Genomic DNA, 21,646 nt, shown 5'->3' with positions numbered 1-21,646 from the left:
AAACTTCTTCACGTACTGGAGGAGGCCGCATGCCGATCGCCACGACCGGGGAACAACGAGCGTTGCGCGACAGCGTGGACGCGGCCAAGGGCGAGTGGGTCGATCTCGTCCGGGTCGGGTTCTTCGAGGTGGTGCGGGAGGGCGGCACGGTCGCCGATCTCGCGGTGATGCTGGAACGGGCGGCGGAGAACCTCGTGCCGGGACCGTTGCTGCCCACGGCGCTGGTGTCCGTGCTGGTCCCGGAGTTCGACGGAATCGCCGGATTCGGGTTTTCGTCACACCACGTGGTGGGTGCCGCCGAGGCGACGCATCTGCTGCTCAAAACGGACAGTTGGATGCTCGTGCCGCGCGAACAGGTCACGGTCACCGAACTGGAAGCCGTCGACCCGTCCCGATCGCTCGGGTCGGTGGTGGTCGACGAACCCGGTGAGCTGGTGGCTGATCCGACCGGCCTCGCGGTGACGCTGATGGCCGCCGAGGCGAGCGGGATCGCCGCGTGGTGCCTGAACACCGCCGTCTCGTATGCCCGGCAGCGTCAGCAGTTCGGGCGGGCGATCGGCTCGTTCCAGGCGGTGAAGCACCTGTGCGTCGAGATGCTGTGCCGGGCCGAGCAGGCCAGTTCGGTCGCGTGGGACGCGGCCGGCTCGGTGGGCGAGGACGAGCAGCCGCTGGCGGCGGCGGTCGCGGCGGCCGTGGCGCTGGACGCGGCGGTCCGCAACGCCAAGGACTGCATCCAGGTGCTGGGCGGGGTCGGGTTCACCTGGGAGCACGACGCCCACCGCTACCTGCGCCGGGCGCTCTCGTTGCAGCAGCTCGCCGGTGGTGTCGCCCGGTGGCGCCGGCGGGTCGCCGAGCTGGCGCTGCAGGGCATGCGTCGCTCGCACACCGTGGAGATCTCCGGTGATCCGGAGGTGCGCGCGTTCGCTGAGGAGATCGCCGGGCTGGACGCGGCCGCGCAGCGGGAACGGCTGGCGGACAGCGGTTTCCTCGTGCCGCACTGGCCACGTCCGTACGGGCTGGACGCAGACCCCGCCCGGCAGCTCGTGATCGACGACGAGTTCGCCCGTGCCGGCGTGCGCAGGCCCGACCTGGTGATCGGGGGCTGGGCGGGTCCGACGATCCTCCGTCACGGAACCCCTGAGCAGCAGGAACGGTTCGTGCGGCCGACGTTGTGCGGCGACATCACCTGGTGCCAGCTGTTCAGCGAACCGGAGGCCGGCTCGGATCTCGCGTCCTTGCGCACCAAGGCGGTGCGGGTGGACGGCGGCTGGCGGCTCACCGGGCAGAAGGTGTGGACGTCGCTCGCGCAGCAGGCCGACTGGGCGATCTGCCTCGCCCGCACGGACTCGTCGGTGCCGAAGCACAAGGGCATCACGTACTTCCTGGTCGACATGCGCTCGCCCGGTGTCGACGTGCGGCCGTTGCGGGAGATCACCGGTGATGCCCGGTTCAACGAGGTCTTCCTCGACGACGTGTTCGTGCCTGACGACTGCGTGGTCGGCGAGGTGAACGACGGCTGGCGGCTGGCGCGCACCACGCTCGCGAACGAACGCGTTGCCATGGGGCGGGGTTCGTCGCTCGGTGAGCCGCTGGAACAGGTTCTCAAATCGCCCGCGGCTCCGGATCACGCGGAACGGCTCGGCGCGTTGGTGGCAGAAGGGCTCGCGGTGTCGGTGCTGGACCTGCGGGCGAGCCTGCGGGTGCTGAGCGGGCAGGAACCGGGCGCGGAGTCCAGCGTGCGCAAGCTCGTCGGGGTGCGGCATCGCCAGGACGTCTCGGAGTTCGCGGTGGAGCTGCTCGGGCCGGATGGTGCCGTGGACAGCGCGCTGGTCCACGAGTTCCTGCTGACGCGGTGCCTGAGCATCGCGGGCGGGACGACGCAGGTGCTGATGAACCTTGCTGGGGAACGGATTCTCGGTCTATCGAGGGAGCCCTGATGGATTTCAAGCTCGACGAGACCCAGCAGGAGATCAGCCGTCTGGCGGCTGACGTGCTGGGGAGGGAGGGCGACACACCCTGGAAAGCCCTGGGGGAGGCCGGGTTGCTGGCCCTCGCCGTTCCGGAACGGCTCGGTGGCGACGGGCTCGGCATCCTGGAAACGGCGGTGCTGCTCACCGAGGTCGGCCGGCGAGCTGCAAATGTTCCGGCTCTGGCGACTCTGGCGTTGGGAGTGTTGCCGATCTCCCGATACGGAACACCGGAGCAGCAGGACGAGTTGCTGCCACTGGTGACCGAGCAGCACGGGGTGCTGACGGCGGCGCTGAGCGAACCGTCCGAGCCCCTTCCCGCCATCCCTGACACCGAGGCGGGACCGGACGGGATCTTCGGAGTGAAGATCAACGTGCCACACGCCGATGCGGCACAACGGATCCTCGTGTCAGCGACCGCCGACGACGGCCCTGGCGTCTTCGTCGTAGATCCCACACAACCCGGCGTGTCCACATCGGACGGTGTGGTGCAGCTCGAAGGAGCCCGCGGTACTCCTCTGACAGCCGGTGCGGCCGAAGGCATCCGCCGGTTCGCGCTGGCCGGAGCCTGCGCGGTCGCGGACGGCGTCCTCGCCGGCGCCCTCGACCTCACGGTGCAGCACGTCGGCACCCGCCACCAGTTCGGCAAGCCGCTGTCGACGTTCCAAGCCGCCGCGTGCCAGGTCGCGGACGTCTACATCGCCGCCCGCACCCTCCACCTGGCGACTCTCGCCGCCTGCTGGAGCCTCGACGACAACGACCTCGCCACGGCGGCCTACTGGCTGGCGGCAGAAGCCCTGCCGGCCGTCCACACCTGCCACCACCTGCACGGCGGCCTGGGCCTCGACATCACGTACCCGATGCATCGCTACTACGGCATGGCCAAGGAGCTGACGCGGTTCGTCGGCGGAGTGGAGCACCGCTTGGGGGCCATCGATGTTCATTGACCTCACCGCCGGCCAGCGCAAGCTGCGGGACGCGCTGCGCGAGTACTTCGCCGGGCTCATGTCGCCGGAGGAGCGCGAGGCGATGCTGACTGAACGCCACGGCGCGACTTACCGCGAACTGGTGCGCAGGCTCGGGCGTGACGGCAGGCTCGGCGTCGGCTGGCCGCGGGAGTACGGCGGCAAGGGGTTCGGGCCGGTCGAGCAGCAGATCTTCGTCAACGAGGCCGCGCGCGCCGACGTCCCGCTGCCGTACGTGACCCTGCAGACGGTCGGCCCGACCCTGCAGGCGTTCGGCACTCAGGAGCAAAAGGACTTCTTCCTGCCGCGCATCCTCAGCGGCGACCTCCACTTCGCGATCGGCTACACCGAGCCGGACGCGGGCACGGACCTGGCGGCGTTGCGCACGAAAGCCGTGCGGGAAGGCGATCACTACGTCGTCAACGGGCAGAAGACGTTCACTACGGGTGGGCACGACGCGGATTACGTGTGGCTGGCGTGCCGCACCGGGTCACCGGACTCGCGGCACAAGGGCATCACGATCCTCATCGTCGACACCAAGGATCCCGGCTACTCGTGGACGCCGATCATCACGTGCGACGGTGCGCACCACGTGAACGCGACCTACTACAACGACGTCCGCGTCCCGGAAACCAGGCGGGTGGGCGAGGAGAACAAGGGCTGGCGGCTGATCACCACCCAGCTCAACCACGAGCGCGTCATGCTCGGCCCGTCCGGACGCCTCGGCGCGTTGGTGGAACGGGTCCACCGCTGGGCCGCCGAACGGAAGCTGCTCGACCTGCCGGACGTGCGGCGTGCCCTGGCGGAGGCACGCGCCGTGCACCGGGTGAACGAGCTGCTCAACTGGCAGGTCGCGAGCGGCGAGGTGTCGGTCGCGGACGCCTCGGCGACCAAGGTGTTCGCCGCGGACCGCACCCAGCGCGTCGGCAGGCTGCTGGAGGAGCTCGTCGGACGGCACGGCGCCGACGCGGAGCTCGCCCGGTGGCTGGACGTGCAGGCGCGGCGCAACCTCGTGCTGACCTTCGGCGGGGGAGTGAACGAGATCCAGCGCGAGCTCATCGCCAACATCGGGCTCGGCCTACCCAGGGTGGTGCGGTGACTGACAAATCTGCCATTGAGAAGGAAGCAGCGCGCATCGCCGAACGGGGTGAGTCGGCGCCGCGGCTGGCACGTGATCCGGTCAACCTCCCGATGATCAACAACTGGCTGGAGGCCATCGGCGACCAGCACCCCGGCTACACCGAGGTCGCGCCACCGGCGATGGTCCAGGTGTGGACGATGGGCGGCCTGCACGGCCAGCGCACGTCGGACGACCCGCTCGGCGCGATGATGGCGATCCTCGACGAGGCCGGGTTCACGTCGGTCGTGGCGACGAACAGCGACCAGACCTACCACCGCTACCTGCGCGTGGGTGAGCACGTCTCGGTGACGTCGACGCTGGAGGACGTGACCGGGCCCAAGAAGACCGCGCTCGGCGAGGGATGGTTCGTCACGACCAGGAGCACCTGGTACGTGGGGGACGAGCCGGTGGCGGAGATGCGGTTCAGGGTGCTCAAGTGCCGGCCGGCGGAGAAGCCCGCGCCTCAACCCGAAGCCCCGAGAGCGCAGGCGATCCGGCCCGCGATCAACCGCGACACCGAGTACTTCTGGGAGGGCTGCAAGCAGGGTGAGCTCCGCATCCAGCGCTGCGGCGGCTGCGGCCTCCTGCGCCACCCACCGGGCCCGATGTGCCCGGAATGCGGTGCCACCAAACCGAAGTACCTCGTGTCGGACGGCCGCGGAGTGGTCTACAGCTACGTCGTGCACCACCATCCGCAGGTGCCCGGCAAGCAGACCCCGTTCGTGGTCGCCCTGGTCGAGCTGGACGAGGGCGTGCGCATGCTCTTCGAGCTGGACGGCGAACCGAGCATCGGGCTGCCGGTCGAGGTCGTGTTCACGAAGATCGACGACGAACTGACGATGCCGAGCTGGAGGCCCCGTGCGGATCGGTGATTCCCTGCCCGAGTGGCACGTCGAGGCCACGCCGACGTTCGTGATCAGCACCGCGATCGCCACGCGTGACTTCCAGGACGTGCACCACGACCGCGACCTGGCGATCAAGCGCGGCTCCAAGGACATCTTCATCAACATCCTCACCACGACCGGGCTGGTGCAGCGGTACGTCACGGACTGGGCGGGCCCGGAAGCGCTGGTGCGTCAGGTGAACATCCGGCTCGGTGCGCCCTGCTACGCCTACGACACGCTGAAGTTCTTCGGCCAGGTCGTCGAACGCGAGAACCAGGAGCTGACCGTCGAGGTCGTCGGCAGGACCGGTCACGGCGACCACGTCACCGGCGTCGTGAAGATCGAGGTGCCGGCATGAACGCCGCGATCGTGGGAATCGGTGCGACCGACTTCTCCAAGAACTCCGGACGCAGCGAGCTTCAGCTGGCCGCCGAGGCGGTGCGGGCGGCTCTCACCGACGCCGGTCTCGAACCCTCTGATGTGGACGGACTGGTCAGCTTCACCATGGACACCAACGCCGAGATCGCGGTCGCCCGCGAGCTGGGCATCCCGGAGCTGACGTTCTTCAGCCGCATCCACTACGGCGGTGGCGCGGCGTGCGCGACCGTGCAACAGGCCGCGATGGCGGTCGCGACCGGCGCGGCGAAGGTCGTCGTCTGCTACCGCGCCTTCAACGAACGCTCGGGCCACCGGTTCGGCCAGGTGCAGACCGCGGCCGCAGCGAACATCGACAACAGCTGGTCGTACCCGATGGGCCTGGGCACGCCGGCCGCGATGGTCGCCATGTTCGCCCGCCGGTACATGCACGAGTACGGCGCGACCTCGGAGGACTTCGGCCGGATCGCCGTGATCGACCGCAAGCACGCCGCGACGAACCCGCACGCCTGGTTCCACAACAGGCCGATCACCCTCGACGACCACCAGGCCTCCCGCTGGATCGCCGAACCGCTCAGGCTGCTCGACTGCTGCCAGGAGACCGACGGGGGCGTCGCCCTCGTCGTCACCTCGGCCGAACACGCCCGCGACCTGCCGAACAAGCCCGCGCACATCAAGGCGGCCACCCAGGGCAGCGCTGTCGACCAGTTCACGATGACGAGCTACTACCGCGACGACCTGACCAGGCTGCCCGAGATGGGCGTGGTGGCACGCGGACTGTGGAAGAGGTCGGGCATCGGCCCGTCCGATGTGGACGTCGCGGTGCTCTACGACCACTTCACACCGTTCGTGCTGGTCCAGCTGGAAGAGCTGGGTTTCTGCGGCAGGGGTGAGGCCAGGGACTTCGTGGCATCGGGCGCTCTCGAACTGGACGGCGACCTGCCGCTCAACCCGCATGGCGGCCAGCTCGGCGAGGCCTACCTGCACGGCATGAACGGCATCGCCGAGGGTGTGCGGCAGGTGCGCGGCACCGCGGTGAACCAGGTGGGAGGTGTCGAGCACGTCCTGGTCACCGCGGGAACCGGCGTCCCGACGAGCGGGCTAGTCCTCGGTCAGGGTTAGCACGGCGTCGGCGAGAACGGGACGGCCGGCAGCGGACGTCGTCAGCACCAGCTGCGAACCGTCCCGCCAGACCCGCGTCGTGAGCGTCTCGCCGGGGAAGACCACGCCCGCGAACTTCGCCCCGAACGACGACACCTGCTCCGGCCCTTCGAGCAGCGCGTCGATCACCGCTTTGCACACCACGCCGTACGTGCACAGCCCGTGCAGGATCGGCTGGTCGAACCCGGCCAGCCGGGCGAACTCGGGATCGGCGTGCAACGGGTTGCGGTCCCCGCACAGCCGGTACAGGTAGGCCTGTTGGGGCAGCGTCGGTGTCTCGATCACGGCGTCCGGCTCTCGCGACGGCACCTCGACGCGCGCAGAAGGCCCGCGTGACCCGCCGAACCCGCCCTCGCCGCGCGCGAAGATGCTGGACCGCGTCGTGTACAGGGCGGTCCCGTCGGGAGTGACGGCCGTCGACTCCTGCACGATGACGGCGGCTTTCCCCTTGTCCCACACGTCCGCGATCCGCGTCCGCAGCACGGCCTCACCTTCGGCGGGGACGGGCGCGTGCACGATGATCTCCTGCGTCCCGTGCAGCACCCGGGCGAGGTCGATGTCGATGCCGGGGAACGACACGGCGGGCGGCGCGGTCTCGTGAAAACGGGGCGCGACAACGCCGAACGTCGGCAGCACCCGTAGTCCCCGCTCGTAGACGTAGTGGAGTTCGGTCGCCCCGAGTGCCAGGTGGTAGAGCAGCACGTCCGAGTGCGTCCAGGAGAACTTGATCTCGGGAAGTTCCGCCCCGATCGCAACGTCCGGGTCGATCGGCATCAGGCGCCCCTCACTCGTAGGTGATCTTCACGGTGTCGGTGACCGGAACCGACTGGCACGCCAGCACGATGCCGTCGGCGATGTCCTCGGAGTCGAGCACGTCGTTGTTGAGCATCTTGACCTCGCCCTCGACGAGCCGGCACGCGCACGCGCTGCACGCTCCCTCGCGGCACGAGTACGGCGCGTCGAGCCCCTTCTCCAGCAACAGGTCGAGCAGCTTCGTCCGCGCCGGCCACGGAAACCGGTGGTGCTCACCGTCCAGCTCGACCTCGACCACGGCGTCCGGTCGATCGTCCGCCACCGGTACCACCTCGGAGAACGGATCACTGGACAACGACACGAACTTCTCGATGTGCACGACCGGAACGCCGTGCAGTGCCTTGCGCGCTGCCTCCATGAACGGCCCCGGCCCGCACACGAACGCCTCGTCACAAGGCCGGACGAACGCACGCAACGCTTTCACGTGCGGCAAGCCCTGCACCGACTCCAGCCAGTGCACGACCACCAGCCGATCCGGATGGGCCCGCGCCAGCTCGTCGAGCTCGCGAGCGAAGATCACCGAGCCCTCGTCCCGGTTGGCGTAGAACAGGAACACGCGGCCGGCTTCGGCCAGCACCGCCCTGATGATGGACATCACCGGCGTGATCCCGCTGCCGGCCGCGAACGCGAGCAACGACCCGTCCAGCGAGGAAGGCGTGAACACCCCGGCGGGCGCCAGCACGTCCAGCTCCGTGCCGACCTGAACCTCGGAGCACATCCAGTGCGAGCCGTACCCGTCCGGCGTCCGCTTGACCGTGATCTTCAACGGCTCACCCGGCGCGCTGGACAGGGAGTAGCAGCGCGCCACGTCGCCCGCCCGCACGGTCAGGAACTGGCCGGGCCGTGGCGCGAAGTCGGCGCCGGACAACACGAACGAGCGGGCGTCCTCGGTCTCCTCGATCACGGCGTCGACCCGCAACCGGTGCACCTCAGCCATCGGCGACCTCCAGCGTCCCGTCGCGCACGGCCTTCTCGATGCTGTCGCGCAGCCGCAGGCACGTCGGCACGAACGCGGACCGCGGCCCGCACAGCTCGGGGCAGGAGCTCGTGTCGCTGAGCCACTGCACGCTCGTGTGCTGAGGGCTGTTCTTCTTGACCAGCACCCGGTTTCCGCAGTCGCACCGCACCGGCGCCATCCCGCCGACGAGGAACTCGTCGCGCTCGTTCACGTCGCCGGCTCCTGCTGTGCCGGTTCCCTCCGGGCGAGGTTCTCGGCGACCTCCTTCTCCCACACCTCGACCGCGCGGCTCGTGTCCACCTCGAACTCGAAGCGCCGCACCATGTCGTCGGTGACGTCCTCCACGTCGACGTAGAACTGCTCGTACCAGCGCCGCAGCTGGTAGACAGGCCCGTCCTCCTCGCACAGCAACGGGTTGTCGATGCGGGTCTTGTTCTGCCAGATCTCCACGTCCTGCAGGAACCCGACACCGATGCCGCGCGCGAACTTCGCCGCGATCTTGTCCGCGTGCTCGTCGGACACACCGGGCAGCTTCTTCACGATCGCGCCCCACTGCAACCGGAACGACGTGGGCGTGATCGGGTAGTGGCAGTTGATCAGCACCGTCTCGATCTCGATGCCCTTGTAGTCGTTCCACAGGTAGTCGATCATGTACGACGGCCCGTAGTACGAGGCCTCCGAACGCACCTCGACGTCACCGGTGTAGTTCGAGCCCATCGCGACGTCCGGCCGTCCGCGCGTGGTCAGGTACTGCGAGGCGACATGGCCTTCCATCACGTTCTTGAAGTACGTCGGGAACGCGAAGTGGATGTAGAAGAAGTGGGCCATGTCGACGACGTTGTCGATGATCTCGCGGCAGTTCGCGTTGTCGATCACCACCGAGTCCCACGTCCAGTTGCTCCACTCGTCGCTGAACGCGGCGTCGATGCGCGGGATCGTCACGTGCTCCGGCGGCGGGTTGCCCTGCGGGTCGTTCCACACGAAGAGCTGCTTGTTCTCCTCCATCGTGATCCACGACCGGGTGCGCGCCCGCAGCGGAACCCGTTTGGCGTAGGGGATTTCCACGCACTTGCCGTTGCCCGCCCAGCGCCAGTCGTGGAACGGGCAGGCGACGGTGTTGCCCTTGACGGTGCCCTGGGTGAGGTCGCCTCCCATGTGCCGGCAGTACCCGTCGAGCACGTTGAGCTTGCCGTCCTCCGTGCCGAACACCACGAGCTTCGTGCCGAACGCCTCCACGGCATGGGGTTTGCCGTCGCGGAAGCTGTCGGCGAGGCCGAGGCAGTGCCAGCCGCGCGCGAACCGCGCCGGAGGTGCGCCGGTGTCGATGGTCCGCACGGCGTCCTGCGTCATCGTGTTCCTCCAGTGATGTCGAGGCCGGCGAGATAACCGAACGTCATCGCCGGTCCGAGGGTGGCGCCCGCGCCCGCGTAGGTGTGGCCCATCACCAGCGCGCTGGTGTTTCCCGCCGCGTACAGGCCTTCGATCACCGAACCGTCCTCGCGCAGCACCCGCGCGCGGCTGTCGGTGCGCAGGCCGCCCTTGGTGCCGAGGTCGCCGGGCACGATCTTGACCGCGTAGAACGGCGCTGTCATGAGCGGCGCCAGGTTCGGGTTCGGGCGGTTGCGCGGATCGCCGTAGTAACGGTCGTACGCGCTGTCGCCGCGGTGGAAGTCGGTGTCGTCGCCGTCCACGGCCAGGGTGTTGAACCGCCGGACGGTCTCGGTGAGCTCCGGCAGATCGGCCTGCTGGGCGAGGTCGTCGAGGCTGGGTGCGGTGAGCACGGCGTCCTGCCAGCGACGGGGGAGCGGGCGGCGGGGCGGGAGGCCGCAGAACGGGTAGCGGCTGCGGTAGGCGTGGTCGAACACCAGCCACGTCTTGCCGGTCATCGCGTGCACCACGTCGATGTAGGGCGCCGCCTCGTTGACGAACCTGCGCCCGGTGCCGTCGACCAGCACACAGCCTGGCAGTGAGCGTTCGGCCAGCAGGAAGTACGGGCCGCGCGGCAACGGCACCGACGGTCCCCACCACGCCTCGTCCATGAGCCCGGTGGCCGCGCCCGCCCGGACACCCGCCTCGATGCCGTCGCCGGTGTTGGCCAGCGCGCCGACCGTCCACTCCGTACCGATGTCCTGGTGCTGTTTGCGCAGCTGTTCGTTGTGCTCGAAGCCGCCGGACGCCAGGACAACGTGCGTTGCCGTGATCAGCCTGTCGCCGACGACGACTCCGGCGACCCGGCCGTTCTCGTAGTGCAGGTCGGTCATCGCGGTGTTGAGCCGGATCTCCACGTTCTGCGCCTTCAGCCCGGCGCGCAGGCCCGCTGCCAGCGCCTGGCCCATGGTCAGCCGTCTGCCCGGCAGGAACCTGCGGGCGAAGACCTTGGCGGCGGTCAGGAGGCCGCGGGGATGCCGTCCGATCAGCGTCAGCCAGCGGTAGTCGGTCTGGGTGATCACGATGCCCGCGGGTGTCGGCACGTACGGCGGTTCGAGGTCCTTGATCTCCTCGCCGAGGAGCCTGGTGTTGAACGGCAGCGGTTCGACCGACCGGCCGCGCGGCTGTCCGCCGGGCGCCTCCGGGTAGTAGTCGGCGTACTCGCGGACCCAGCGGAACTTCAGCGGCGTGTGCGCGCAGACGAACGCGAGCATGGCCGGTCCGGCGTCCAGGAACGCCTCGCGCAGCTCGGCGGGCACGTCCCCGGCGATGTGCTCCAGGTAGGTGGCGGCCAGCTCCGGCGAGTCGGCCTGGCCGGCCCCGGCGAGCACGTGGTTGTTCGGCACCCAGATGCCGCCGCCGGACCTCGCGGTCGAGCCGCCGAAGTGCTCGGCCTTCTCGATGACGAGGGTGCGCAGGCCGTGTTGAGCGGTGCAGAGGGCGGCTGTCATGCCTGCCGCGCCACTGCCGACGACGATCACGTCGTACATCGCACCTCCCCGAGGCTCAGACTAGAACAGGTTATAGTTCTGAGGCGGTTTGGCGCTATGGTGTAGGAGTTCCAGGCAAGTCCGTTGACCGAGAACGTGTTCCGGGAGGATCGCGTGGACGTCACCGCTGACGTGATCGTCATCGGCTTTGGTGCGGCCGGCGCGTGCGCCGCCATCGAAGCCGCGGCGGCCGGTGCGTCCGTGCTGGTTCTGGACCGGTTCGCGGGTGGTGGCGCGACTGCGTTGTCCGGTGGCGTCGTGTACGCGGGCGGTGGCACGAGACAGCAGGTCGAGGCCGGAGTCACGGACACGCCAGAGGCGATGTTCTCCTACCTGAAGCACGAGGTCCGGGACGCGGTGTCGGAGGCGACGCTGCGCCGGTTCTGCGAGGACAGCGCCAAGATGCTGGCCTGGCTGGAGGACCAGGGCGTGCCGTTCGACGCGAGCCTGTGCCCGTTCAAGACCTCCTATCCGACAGACGACTACTACCTCTACCAGTCCGGCAGCGAGGACGCCTGGCCCGATCCGGCTCCGCGTGGCCACCGGACCAGGGCGAAAGGCACCTCGGGCAAGGTCTTCTTCGCCCGGCTGGCCGAGGCGACCCGGCGGGCGGGCGTGCGGATCATGCCGCAGACCCGTGCCGAGGAGCTGATCACGACCGACGGCCGGGTCACGGGTGTGCGCTGCCGGACGCTGACCGGCCTGCCGCAGACCGTGCACGAGATGCTGTCCAAGGCGGGCGCCAAGCCGTGGCTCTACTACCCGCCCGTCGGCAGGAAGCTGTTCGCGCTGGCCGCGTGGCTGGAACGGCGCTTCAGCCGTCCCGTCACGGTGTCCGCGCGGCAGGGAGTGGTCATCTCGGCGGGCGGGTTCATCGCTGACCGGGACAGGGTGCGCGAGATCTCGCCGGCCTACCGTGGTGGCCTCCCGCTCGGCACGCCCGGCGACGACGGCAGCGGGATCCGGCTCGGTGTCGCCGCCGGTGGCAGGACCGCGCGAATGGACAAGATCTCGGTGTGGCGGTTCGTCACGCCGCCCAGTGCGTTGCAACGCGGGGTGCTGGTCGACCCAGAAGGGCGCAGGTTCGGTGACGCGACGCGGTACGGCGCGGCCATCGGGAGCGCGATCGCCGAACGCGGCGGAAAGGCCTGGCTGCTGGTCGACGACGACATCCTGCGGGTCGCTCGGGCGCAGGTGAGGACGCAGGCGGCACCCTTCCAGCGGTGGCAGGTCCGGTACTTCCTGAGCCGCGGCATGGTCACCGCACCGACGATCGAAGAGGTGGCGGCCAAAGCGGGGATCGGTACGCCCGAACCGTTCGGTTCGCCGCCGTACTCGCTGATCAACGTCTCGATCAAGGCCGGATTCGGTTACCCGTGCCCGATGCTCACGCTGGGCGGACTCGTCGTCGACGAGGAAACCGGCCAGGTGCGAGGAGTTCCCGGCCTGTACGCGGCGGGCCGGTCGGCGGTCGGCGTGTGCTCGGAGTCCTACGTCAGCGGGCTCGCGCTCGCCGACTGCGTCTTCTCTGGCCGCCGCGCCGGGCAACACGTGGCCAGGTCAACAGATGCAGGGGAGGCCAGGTGCTGACGATCCAGTCCAGGGAGGCGGCCGCCGAGCTGCTGCGCGTGGCGGAACGCGACCGCGTGCCGATCAAGCCGCTGGTCGAGCTGTACCCCGAGATCGACGTGGTCGACGCCTACGAGATCCAGCTGCTCAACGTCCGGCACCGCAACCGTGACGTCATCGGCCACAAGGTCGGCCTCTCGTCGCTCGCGATGCAGCAGATGATGGGCGTCGACGAACCCGACTACGGCCACCTGCTCGACGACATGCAGCTGACCGGCACCGCGGACGCTTCGGCGTACCTGTACCCGCGGGTCGAGGTCGAGATCGCGTTCCTGCTCAGCCAGGACCTGCCGGGCGAGGGCTGCACGGTCGAGGACGTGCTGCGGGCGACGGAGTTCGTCGCGCCGGCCATCGAGCTGATCGACAGCCGGATCATCGACTGGAAGATCGGCCTCCAGGACACCATCGCGGACAACGCCTCCTCTGCCGGGTTCATCCTCGGCTCTGAGCGCGTCCGGCCGTCCGAACTGGACATCGGCGCGGTGGCGGCGACGTTGCGGCGCAACGGTGAAGTGGTCGCCGAAGGACGCGGTGACGCGGTGCTGGGCGATCCGGCGATCGCGGTGGCGTGGCTCGCGGAGAAGGTCGCGAGCTTCGGCGTCCGGTTGCTGGCAGGCGACATCGTGCTGCCCGGTTCGTGCACGCGGGCGATCGACGCGCGGCCGGGTGACGAGTTCCACGCCGAGTTCGCCGGACTCGGCTCCGTAGACCTGAAATTCGATTGACTGTTTCCCATCCGCCTTGCGGCGGATGGCCCTCACGGGCTGCGCCTCACGGCAGAGGATTCCTGGTTCATCGCCGATCGCGGAAGGGAGGACCCTTGCCGACTGACATCAGCTCCGCAGGCATCACCCGATGTGCTTCGGGCTACGACTCGACCAGCCGCAAGGATGTTCTTCGCCGCGTTGAGGTCCCGGTCGTGCAGGGTGCGGCAGCACGGGCACGGCCAGTGCCGAGCGGACAGAGCCAGTTCAGTCAGCCGGTGCCCGCAGGCCGAGCACGTTTTGCTCGACGGGTACCAGCGATCAATGACCACCAGTGTGCGGCCAGCGCGCGCGCATTTGTATGCCGGTTGCCGCTTGAACTCCCCCCAACTGACGTCGGAGATGGCGTGTGCGACGTGGTGGTTGCGTCTCATACCCGCGACGTTCAGGTCTTCGACAGCGATGAGGTCAGCCGAACGCACCGGGTTCGTGGTCGTGCGGTGCAGGAAGTCTCGCCGTGCGTTGCGAATCGTCCGGTGAACCCGGGCGACTCTTGTCTTTGCTTTGCGGCGGTCGTTGCTTCCGCGTTGGCAGCGAGCCATTCGGCGTTGATAGCGGGCGAGGTTGCGTGCTCTGCGGGCAAACTGTCGCGGATTGGCGATCCGCAGGCCGTCGCTGGTCACCAGGAGATCCGTCAAGCCGAGGTCAACACCTGTCGCGTGGCCCACTGGCTCGGTGGGCGCGGGCTCTTCGGCATCAACGGCGAAGGTGACGTACCAGCGTCCGTCTGGTTCACGGGTGATGACCACGGTCGCCGGGTCGAGCGTGGTCACGTCCACATCGGCGAAAGACCAGACGAAACGCAGCGGAAGGCCCGTCTTGGCGAGCGTCAGCATGCCGTGCCGCATTCCGAATGCAGAGCGCGTGCAGTGCGCGGTTTGGCGGCCGTTGCGGGTCTTGAACTTCGGGTAGCGCGCACGCCGAGCGAAGAAGTTCTGGAACGCTGCGTGCTGGTGGCGCAGTGTCTGTTGCAACGGAACCGGGGAAACTTCCGACAAGGGCGAGAGTTCCTCGGTGCGCTTCCACTCGGTGAGAGTGGCGGAGGTCTGCTTGTACGAGGTGCGCGCACCACTGTCGCGGTAACGGTCACTCCGCTCGCTCAGGGTCCTGTTCCACACCAGGCGTACACAACCGAAAGTGCCGTTGAACACCGCAGCTTGTTCGGGGGTCGGGTAAGCCCGGCACCTGTACGCCGTCCTAACGATACGCAATTTACCGGGAGCCATGATGAGCACGACGCCCGACCATCGAATTGTGCGCAGCGCCTGCGGCGGAGGCTGGTGGTCTCTGTGAAGGCGGCCATCATCGGGTCCGGCAACATCGGCACCGACCTGCTCTACAAGCTCCTGCGCTCGCCGGTGCTGGAACCGCGCTGGATGGTGGGCATCGACCCGGCCAGCGAGGGTCTGCGCCGGGCGGCGTCGCTGGGCCTTGAGGTGTCGGCCGACGGCGTGGAGTGGTTGCTGCGTCAGGACGAGCTGCCGGACGTCGTCTTCGAGGCGACGTCCGCGGCGGTGCACCGGGCCAACGCGCCGCGCTACGCGGAGGCGGGCATCCGGGCGATCGACCTGACACCGGCGGCGGTCGGGCCGTACGTCGTGCCCCCGGTGAACCTCGGCGAGCACCAGGACGCGCCCAACATCAACCTGATCACGTGCGGTGGCCAGGCCACGATTCCCATGGTGCACGCGGTGTCGCGCGTCGTCCCGGTGTCGTACGCGGAGATCGTCGCGAGCGTGGCGTCGGTGTCGGCGGGACCGGGGACGCGGGCCAACATCGACGAGTTCACCCGCACGACCAGCAAGGGCATCGAGGCGATCGGGGGAGCGGAGCGCGGCAAGGCGATCATCGTGCTCAACCCGGCGGATCCTCCGATGATCATGCGCGACACGATCTTCTGCGCGATCCCCGAGGACGCCGATCCGGACGCGATCACGGACTCGATCGCGCGGATGGAGACCGACATCCGCTCGTACGTGCCGGGGTTCCGCTTGCTGAGCGAGCCGCAGTTCGACGCCGGCCGAGTGTCGATCTTCGTCGAGATCGAGGGCGCGGGCGACTTCTTACCTGCCTACGCCGGGAACCTCGACATCATGACGGCCGCCGCGACGAAGGTGGGGGAGGAGATCGCGAATGCAGCAGCGTCCGATTCTGCGGCTGACCGACACGTCACTGCGTGACGGCTCGCACCACAAGCGGCACCAGTTCACGGTCGAGGACGTCCGGTCGATCGTGGCGGCACTCGACGGCGCCGGGGTGCCGGTCATCGAGGTGACGCACGGCGACGGGCTCGGCGGGTCGTCGTTCAACTACGGCTTCAGCCTCACGCCGGAGCAGGAGCTGATCAAGGTCGCTGCCGAGACGGCCCAGCGGGCCAGGATCGCCGTGCTGATGCTGCCCGGTGTCGGGGTGAAGGACGACATCCTGGTGTCGCAGGACAACGGGGCGTCGATCGTCCGGATCGCCACGCACTGCACCGAGGCGGACGTCTCGGTGCAGCACTTCCAGCTCGCGCGCGAGCGCGGACTGGAGACCGTCGGGTTCCTGATGATGGCGCACTCGCAGCCACCGGAGGCGCTGGCTCGTCAAGCCCGCATCATGGCCGACGCGGGCTGCCAGTGCGTGTACGTCGTCGACTCGGCCGGCGCCCTGGTGCTGGAACAGGTTTCCGACCGGGTGGCCGCACTGGTGGCCGAGCTCGGCGACGACGCCCAGGTCGGGTTCCACGGGCACGAGAACCTCGGGCTGAGCGTCGCGAACTCGGTCGCGGCGGCGAGGGCCGGGGCCAAGCAGATCGACGGCAGCGTGCGCGGATTCGGCGCGGGCGCGGGAAACACGCCGCTGGAGGCGTTCGTCGGTGTGTGCGACAAGCTCGGGTTCGAGACCGGCGTCGACTTCTTCAAGATCGTGGACGCGGCCGAGGACGTCGTCCGGCCCGTGATGCCGGAGGAGTGCCTGCTCGACCGGATGGCGCTGATGATGGGTTACGCGGGCGTCTACTCCAGCTTCCTCAAACACGCTTACACGCAGGCGAAACGCTACGGCGTGTCCGGCGCGCAGATCCTCGTGCGCGCGGGCGAGCGCAAGCTCGTGGGCGGGCAGGAGGACCAGCTGATCGACATCGCACTGGAGCTGAGCAGGGAGAAAGTCCGATGAGCGAGGAAATCCTCGGCAAGGTGCGGGATCTGCTGCCTGCTCTGCGGGAACGCGCGCAGGAGGCGGAGGAGCTGCGCAAGGTGCCGCCGGAGTCGGTGAAGGCGTTGCAGGAGACCGGGTTCTTCCGGATGCTGCAACCCGTGCGGTACGGCGGCTTCGAGTCGCATCCGCTCGACTTCTACACGGCGGTGAAGCTGATCGGCAGCGCGTGCGGGTCGACGGGCTGGGTCGCGTCCGTGCTGGGCGTGCACCCGTGGCACGTCGGGTTGTTCGACGTCCGGGCGCAGGACGAGGTGTTCGGCGAGGACCGGGACACGCGGATCTCGTCCTCGTACGCGCCGACCGGCCGCGCGACCCCCGTCGAGGGCGGGTTCCGGTTCAGCGGCAAGTGGAGCTTCTCGTCCGGCTGCGACCACGCGACGTGGGTGCTGCTCGGTGGCCTGGTGATGAACGACGAGGGCAAGCCCGTCGACTTCCGCACGTTCCTGCTGCCGATCGCCGACTACACGATCAACGACGTGTGGGACACGGTCGGTCTGCGCGGCACCGGCAGCAACGACATCGTGGTCTCCGACGTGTTCGTGCCGGAGCACCGGACGCTGAGCATGATGCACACCGCCCGCTGCGTCTGCCCCGGCCAGGACGTCAATCCCGGCCCGCTCTTCCGGATGCCGTACGGGACGATCCACCCGTACGCGATCACCGCGCCGATGATCGGCATGGCGTACGGCGCGTACGAGGTGCACGTCAACGCCACCCGTGAGCGGGTCCGGGCCGCCTACCTGGGTGAGAAGTCCGTCGAGGACCCGTTCGCCCAGGTGCGGATCGCGATGGCGTCCAACGACATCGACACGGCGTGGTGGCAGCTCGAGAAGGACATCAACGACGAGTGGGAGCACGCCGTCGCCGGCACGAAGATCCCGATCGAGCTGCGGCTGAGGGCGCGGCGCGACCAGGTGCTCGGCAGTGCGCGGGCGATCTCCGCGATCGACCGGCTCTTCGAGAGCGCGGGCGGCAAGGCCATCAACAGCGGCCTGCCGCTGCCCCGGTTCTGGCGCGACGCGCACGCCGCACGCGTGCACGCGGCCAACGACCCGGAGCGCGTGCTCGTCATGTACGGCAAGGGCGAGCTCGGCATCCAGGTCCGCGACGGGCTGTTCTGAGGGGGCGTTGATGAACGTGCGGCTGCACTACCACGAGGCGGGCACCGACCACTCCGAGACGCTGGTCCTGCTGCACGGCGGCGGGCCCGGCGCGTCGGCGATGAGCAACTTCGGCCGCAACATCCCGGTGTTCGCGAAGTCGTTCCGCGTGCTGGCCGTGGACATGCCCGGCTACGGCCAGTCCGACAAGCCCGCCGAGCACGACCAGTACTTCACCTTCGCGGCACGGGCGCTGAAGGACCTGCTCGACGAGCTGGGCGTCGAGCAGGCGCACATCCTGGGCAACTCGCTCGGCGGTGGCACCGCGGTCCGGTTCGCTCTCGACCACGGCAAGCGTGCCGGGCGGCTCGTGCTGATGGGGCCGGGAGGCTTGTCCCTCAACGTCTTCTCGCCGGACCCGACCGAGGGTGTGCGGAAACTCAGCGCGTTCGCGAAGGACCCGACACGGGAGAGGATCGAGGAGTTCCTGCGCATCATGGTGTTCGACCAGTCGCTGGTCACCGAGGAGCTGATCGACGAACGGTTCGAGGCGGCGCGGCAGCCGGAGTCGTTGCGCGCCATGGCCGCTCTCGGCAAGTCGTTCGCCGGGCCGGACTTCGAGCAGGGGATGCTCTGGCGGGAGGCATATCGGTTGCGCCAGCGGGTGTTGCTGGTCTGGGGACGCGAAGACCGGGTCAATCCGCTCGACGGCGCCTTGCTGGCGCTGAAGCTGATCCCGCGGGCGCAACTGCACGTGTTCGGCGGCTGCGGCCACTGGGCACAGCTCGAAAAGTTCGACGAGTTCAACCGGCTGGCGACCGACTTCTTGACGGAGGCGTGATGGGGATCCGATCGCTGGGTTATCTCCGGATCGAGGCCACCGACATGGACCGGTGGCGCGAGTTCGGACTGAAGGTCCTCGGCATGGTCGAGGGCAAGGGCTCCACGGAAGGCGCTCTTTATCTGCGGATGGACGACTTCCCGGCGCGGCTGGTGATCGTCCCCGGAACCGCGGACCGCTTGCAGGCCTCTGGCTGGGAGGTCGCGACCGAGGCCGAACTGGACGAGGTGGCGAAGCGGCTGGCTTCCGCCGGTGTCGCGGTGGTGGAGGGTTCGGCTTCGGATTTGGCCGAGCGCCGGGTCAACGGGCTGATTCGCTTCGACGACCCCTCCGGCAACACCCTGGAGGTGTTCCACGGCGCCGCTCTGGAGCACCGGCGGGTGGTGTCGCCGTACGGGCACCGGTTCGTGACCGAGGAGCAGGGTCTCGGGCACGTCGTGCTGTCCACTTCGGACGACGAGGCGGCGTTGCACTTCTACCGGGACGTGCTGGGCTTCCGGCTGCGCGACTCGATGCGGTTGCCTCCGCAGTTCGTCGGCCGTCCGGCGGACGGGCCACCGGCGTGGCTGCGGTTCTTCGGCTGCAACCCGCGCCACCACAGCCTGGCGTTCCTGCCGATGCCGACGCCGAGCGGGATCGTGCACCTGATGGTCGAGGTCGAGAACACCGACGACGTCGGCCTGACCCTGGACCGCGCGATGCGGCGCAAGGTGCCGATGTCGGCAACGCTCGGCCGGCACGTCAACGACCTGATGCTGTCGTTCTACATGAAGACACCCGGCGGGTTCGACGTCGAGTTCGGCTGCGAGGGACGGCAGGTGTCCGATGAGGACTGGATCGCACGCGAGAGCACGGCGGTGAGCCTGTGGGGACACGACTTCAGCGTGGGCTACCAGAAGTAGCCCGCTACCGCTCCGTCCTCGGTCACTTCTGCACGGGAGTGACCGTGGTGACCGGCATGTCTGCGGACGGGCCGGTCGGGTTCGCCTGCCAGGCGTTCGCGGCGTTGTCGCTCGACCCGCCCCTCGTGCTGTTCTGTCCACAACGGACTTCGCGCAGCTGGGCGGCGATGGCGGCGTCCGGCGCGTTCTGCGTGAACGTGCTGGCCGAGGACCAGCGGGAGATCTCGACGGTGTTCGGGAAGGCCGGCGCGGACAAGTTCGCCGGAGTGGCCTGGACGCCGTCGGCCACCGGTGCCCCGGTGCTCGACGGCGCCCTGACCTGGGTCGACTGCCGGGTTTCGGTGGTGCACGACGCCGGCGACCACCACATGGTCGTCGGCTCGGTCGTCGAGCTCGGCCCGGTGCGCGACGCGCAGCCGTTGCTGTTCTACCGCGGCCGCTACGCCGTGCACGCCGAGCTGGACACCCGAGGCTGGTCCGGCGAGGTCCTCGACAACCTGCTCACCGCCCAGCGCCAGTCAGAGTGGAGTTAGGGCCCTGATCTCCCACGACGCGGTGGGGAAGCGGACTTCCCCGTCCTGCACGAACTCCTCGAACGCGCGGAGCACGGTGCCGAGCACCTCCGCGCGTTCGTGTTCGGGCATGGGCTGGAGTGCCCGGCCCACCGGCCCGAGCATCGTCAGGTACGTCGGCAACACGTCCTCTGGCATGGTGCAGGTCAGATCGACCTTCCGGATGTCGACGCCGGTCCACCCGCTGTCGTCCAGCACCTTCCGCGCCCGGTCGGGGTCGGCGAGCCCGTACGGCCCGGGCGCGTCGGCATCGAACGTCGGCAGATCGGGCATCAGCGGCGCGACGGCCCGTTCCGCGGTGGTCATGAACGGGTTCTCGTCCTTGCCGCGCCAGACGACGACCCGCAGCTCGCCACCGGGCTTCGCGGCCTTGCCGAGGTTGCGGAACGCGGCCACCGGGTCGTCGAAGAACATGACCCCGAACCGCGACACGATCAGGTCGAACTGCGGCTCGAACGCGTGCACCTGCGCGTCCGCGTGCACGAACCGCACGTTCGTGCTCTCCTGCGCGACGGCGATCTGCGGCCAGGAAATGTCGACGCCGACGCACGGCACGTCGCCGAGCGCCGCCGCGATCGCCCTGGTCACGCCCCCGGTCCCGCATCCGACATCGAGCACGCCGGTGCGCGGCCTCTCCCGCGCCGCCGCGACGAGCAGGTCCTCGAACGGCTGGAGAACCACGTCGACCATGTCCCGTGCCGCGGCCCAGCCGTGCCCGCCGGGCCCGTTCCACAGTGCGGCCTGTTCGCTGTTGACCTCTGGTGTCATGCTCCTACCGTCCTACTTCAAGTCGGCTTGAGGTCAAGTGTCATGCAGGAACTGGGTATCGGCGAGGTGGTGCGGCGATCCGGCGTGCCGGCGTCCACCCTGCGCTACTACGAGGAGCGCGGCCTGATCGGATCGGTCGGCCGGCGCGGCCTCACGCGGGTGTTCGACCAGGGCGTCTTCCAGCGGCTGGCGCTGATCTCGGTGGGCCGCGCGGCGGGCTTCACCCTCGAGGAGATCGCGGTCATGTTCGCCCCCGACGGCAGCCCGCGCCTGGACCGCGCGGTGCTCACGAGCAAGGCGGACGAACTGGACGCGACGATCCGCCGGCTGACGGTCATGCGCGACGGGTTGCGGCACGCCGCGTCGTGCCCGGCGCCGACGCACATGGAGTGTCCGAAGTTCCGGCGCCTGCTGGAGCGGCTGACCGGTTAGCTGCTCCAGATCTGCGGGGCGACGGTCACCGCTGCGGCCTGGCAGGGCGGCAGCGGTTTGCCCTCGGCCACGACCTCCAGCGGCCACCTCTCCTGCAACACGACCCACAACCGCCCGGAGAGCCCGGCGAACGCGCCCAGCAGGTTCGCACCTTCGGCGACCTGCAGCACGTACACCCGCTTCGCCCCGTCGGGCGGCTCGCGCCAAGCCCGGCGCAACCGGCGCCCGCCGTGCCGCGCCGCATCGGCGGACAGCACGACATCGGCCTCGCTCTTCCCT

23 protein-coding genes are annotated in these 21,646 nt (G+C 69.2%); 15 read left to right on the top strand and 8 right to left on the bottom strand.

All coding sequences use genetic code 11. The features are described 5' to 3' along the window. Nucleotides 1-29 precede the first annotated feature (29 nt). Genes C8D87_RS02620 through C8D87_RS02595 form a run of 6 tightly spaced genes read left to right on the top strand, consistent with a single transcriptional unit; the run spans nt 30 to nt 6,433 of the window. The gene (locus C8D87_RS02620; RefSeq protein ID WP_112225399.1) at nt 30-1,937 is read left to right on the top strand and encodes an acyl-CoA dehydrogenase family protein; all 1,908 of its coding nucleotides are present in this window, start codon (nt 30-32) and stop codon (nt 1,935-1,937) included. After that, nucleotides 1,937-2,914, top strand: coding sequence for an acyl-CoA dehydrogenase family protein (locus C8D87_RS02615; protein ID WP_112225398.1), 978 nt, complete (start codon nt 1,937-1,939; stop codon nt 2,912-2,914). Before C8D87_RS02620 ends, C8D87_RS02615 begins: the two co-directional genes overlap by 1 nt. Next, nucleotides 2,904-4,031, top strand: a complete 1,128-nt coding sequence (locus tag C8D87_RS02610) for an acyl-CoA dehydrogenase family protein (RefSeq protein ID WP_112225397.1) — start codon at nt 2,904-2,906, stop codon at nt 4,029-4,031. Before C8D87_RS02615 ends, C8D87_RS02610 begins: the two co-directional genes overlap by 11 nt. Next, nucleotides 4,028-4,924: a bifunctional MaoC family dehydratase N-terminal/OB-fold nucleic acid binding domain-containing protein gene (locus C8D87_RS02605; RefSeq protein WP_146771603.1), complete on the top strand. Its 897-nt coding sequence runs from the start codon at nt 4,028-4,030 to the stop codon at nt 4,922-4,924. The genes C8D87_RS02610 and C8D87_RS02605 overlap by 4 nt, the downstream gene beginning before the upstream one ends. Next, nucleotides 4,911-5,294 carry a MaoC family dehydratase gene (locus C8D87_RS02600; protein ID WP_109636687.1) on the top strand — a complete coding sequence of 128 codons (384 nt, stop codon included), beginning with the start codon at nt 4,911-4,913 and terminating at the stop codon, nt 5,292-5,294. The genes C8D87_RS02605 and C8D87_RS02600 overlap by 14 nt, the downstream gene beginning before the upstream one ends. Beyond that, a complete protein-coding gene (locus tag C8D87_RS02595; protein ID WP_112225396.1) occupies nt 5,291-6,433 on the top strand; it encodes a lipid-transfer protein in 1,143 nt (380 codons plus the stop codon). Before C8D87_RS02600 ends, C8D87_RS02595 begins: the two co-directional genes overlap by 4 nt. Here C8D87_RS02595 and C8D87_RS02590 read toward each other — a convergent pair. From C8D87_RS02590 to C8D87_RS02570, 5 genes are read right to left on the bottom strand one after another with little or no spacing between them, the layout of a single operon-like run. Next, nucleotides 6,413-7,246 (bottom strand): MaoC/PaaZ C-terminal domain-containing protein, encoded by an 834-nt coding sequence (locus C8D87_RS02590; RefSeq protein ID WP_112225395.1) that lies wholly within the window; start codon nt 7,244-7,246, stop codon nt 6,413-6,415. The two genes, C8D87_RS02595 and C8D87_RS02590, sit on opposite strands and share 21 nt — an antisense overlap. 10 nt (nt 7,247-7,256) lie before the next feature. Beyond that, entirely contained in the window at nt 7,257-8,222 is a 966-nt protein-coding gene (locus C8D87_RS02585) for a ferredoxin--NADP reductase (RefSeq protein ID WP_112225394.1), read from the bottom strand. Next, nucleotides 8,215-8,454, bottom strand: coding sequence for a hypothetical protein (locus tag C8D87_RS02580; protein WP_456085578.1), 240 nt, complete (start codon nt 8,452-8,454; stop codon nt 8,215-8,217). Before C8D87_RS02580 ends, C8D87_RS02585 begins: the two co-directional genes overlap by 8 nt. Then, nucleotides 8,451-9,593, bottom strand: a complete 1,143-nt coding sequence (locus C8D87_RS02575) for a Rieske 2Fe-2S domain-containing protein (protein WP_112225393.1) — start codon at nt 9,591-9,593, stop codon at nt 8,451-8,453. Before C8D87_RS02575 ends, C8D87_RS02580 begins: the two co-directional genes overlap by 4 nt. Further along, nucleotides 9,590-11,161, bottom strand: a complete 1,572-nt coding sequence (locus C8D87_RS02570) for an FAD-dependent oxidoreductase (RefSeq protein WP_112225392.1) — start codon at nt 11,159-11,161, stop codon at nt 9,590-9,592. Before C8D87_RS02570 ends, C8D87_RS02575 begins: the two co-directional genes overlap by 4 nt. 84 nt (nt 11,162-11,245) lie before the next feature. Here C8D87_RS02570 and C8D87_RS02565 point away from each other — a divergent pair, with 84 nt between their 5' ends. Next, a complete protein-coding gene (locus tag C8D87_RS02565; protein WP_267899822.1) occupies nt 11,246-12,751 on the top strand; it encodes an FAD-binding protein in 1,506 nt (501 codons plus the stop codon). Beyond that, the gene (locus C8D87_RS02560; protein ID WP_109636693.1) at nt 12,745-13,515 is read left to right on the top strand and encodes a 2-keto-4-pentenoate hydratase; all 771 of its coding nucleotides are present in this window, start codon (nt 12,745-12,747) and stop codon (nt 13,513-13,515) included. The genes C8D87_RS02565 and C8D87_RS02560 overlap by 7 nt, the downstream gene beginning before the upstream one ends. Nucleotides 13,516-13,547: 32 nt before the next feature. Here the strand turns inward: C8D87_RS02560 and C8D87_RS02555 are convergent, their stop codons facing one another. Then, nucleotides 13,548-14,780, bottom strand: a complete 1,233-nt coding sequence (locus C8D87_RS02555; protein WP_112226224.1) for an RNA-guided endonuclease InsQ/TnpB family protein — start codon at nt 14,778-14,780, stop codon at nt 13,548-13,550. A 54-nt stretch (nt 14,781-14,834) separates the two neighbouring features. Between C8D87_RS02555 and C8D87_RS02550 the strand changes: the two genes are divergently transcribed. The 6 genes from C8D87_RS02550 to hsaB are packed head-to-tail and all read left to right on the top strand — an operon-like array spanning nt 14,835 to nt 20,128. Continuing rightward, the gene (locus tag C8D87_RS02550; protein WP_112225391.1) at nt 14,835-15,734 is read left to right on the top strand and encodes an acetaldehyde dehydrogenase (acetylating); all 900 of its coding nucleotides are present in this window, start codon (nt 14,835-14,837) and stop codon (nt 15,732-15,734) included. Next, the gene (dmpG, locus tag C8D87_RS02545; protein ID WP_112225390.1) at nt 15,688-16,710 is read left to right on the top strand and encodes a 4-hydroxy-2-oxovalerate aldolase; all 1,023 of its coding nucleotides are present in this window, start codon (nt 15,688-15,690) and stop codon (nt 16,708-16,710) included. Before C8D87_RS02550 ends, dmpG begins: the two co-directional genes overlap by 47 nt. Then, nucleotides 16,707-17,873 (top strand): 3-hydroxy-9,10-secoandrosta-1,3,5(10)-triene-9,17-dione monooxygenase oxygenase subunit, encoded by a 1,167-nt coding sequence (hsaA, locus tag C8D87_RS02540; protein ID WP_109636696.1) that lies wholly within the window; start codon nt 16,707-16,709, stop codon nt 17,871-17,873. The genes dmpG and hsaA overlap by 4 nt, the downstream gene beginning before the upstream one ends. A gap of 10 nt (nt 17,874-17,883) precedes the next feature. Next, nucleotides 17,884-18,693, top strand: coding sequence for a 4,5:9,10-diseco-3-hydroxy-5,9,17-trioxoandrosta-1(10),2-diene-4-oate hydrolase (gene hsaD, locus C8D87_RS02535; RefSeq protein ID WP_112225389.1), 810 nt, complete (start codon nt 17,884-17,886; stop codon nt 18,691-18,693). Then, nucleotides 18,693-19,595, top strand: coding sequence for an iron-dependent extradiol dioxygenase HsaC (hsaC, locus tag C8D87_RS02530; protein WP_109636698.1), 903 nt, complete (start codon nt 18,693-18,695; stop codon nt 19,593-19,595). The genes hsaD and hsaC overlap by 1 nt, the downstream gene beginning before the upstream one ends. Beyond that, complete coding sequence (gene hsaB / locus C8D87_RS02525) at nt 19,559-20,128, top strand: 3-hydroxy-9,10-secoandrosta-1,3,5(10)-triene-9,17-dione monooxygenase reductase subunit (protein ID WP_267899821.1); 570 nt, start codon at nt 19,559-19,561, stop codon at nt 20,126-20,128. The genes hsaC and hsaB overlap by 37 nt, the downstream gene beginning before the upstream one ends. Here hsaB and C8D87_RS02520 read toward each other — a convergent pair. Further along, nucleotides 20,114-20,935, bottom strand: coding sequence for a class I SAM-dependent methyltransferase (locus tag C8D87_RS02520; RefSeq protein WP_112225388.1), 822 nt, complete (start codon nt 20,933-20,935; stop codon nt 20,114-20,116). The genes hsaB and C8D87_RS02520 overlap by 15 nt on opposite strands. Before the next feature lie 42 nt (nt 20,936-20,977). Between C8D87_RS02520 and C8D87_RS02515 the strand changes: the two genes are divergently transcribed. Beyond that, nucleotides 20,978-21,367, top strand: a complete 390-nt coding sequence (locus tag C8D87_RS02515) for a helix-turn-helix domain-containing protein (RefSeq protein WP_112225387.1) — start codon at nt 20,978-20,980, stop codon at nt 21,365-21,367. On the opposite strand, the gene C8D87_RS02510 is transcribed toward C8D87_RS02515, so the two are convergent. After that, nucleotides 21,364-21,624 (bottom strand): hypothetical protein, encoded by a 261-nt coding sequence (locus C8D87_RS02510; RefSeq protein WP_112225386.1) that lies wholly within the window; start codon nt 21,622-21,624, stop codon nt 21,364-21,366. The two genes, C8D87_RS02515 and C8D87_RS02510, sit on opposite strands and share 4 nt — an antisense overlap. Between the last annotated feature and the right edge of the window lie 22 nt (nt 21,625-21,646).

The organism is Lentzea atacamensis, from assembly GCF_003269295.1.
Taxonomy (GTDB): Bacteria; Actinomycetota; Actinomycetes; order Mycobacteriales; family Pseudonocardiaceae; genus Lentzea; species Lentzea atacamensis.
The sequence above is the reverse complement of the archived record's forward strand: the minus strand, read 5'-3'. Positions and strand labels throughout refer to the sequence as shown.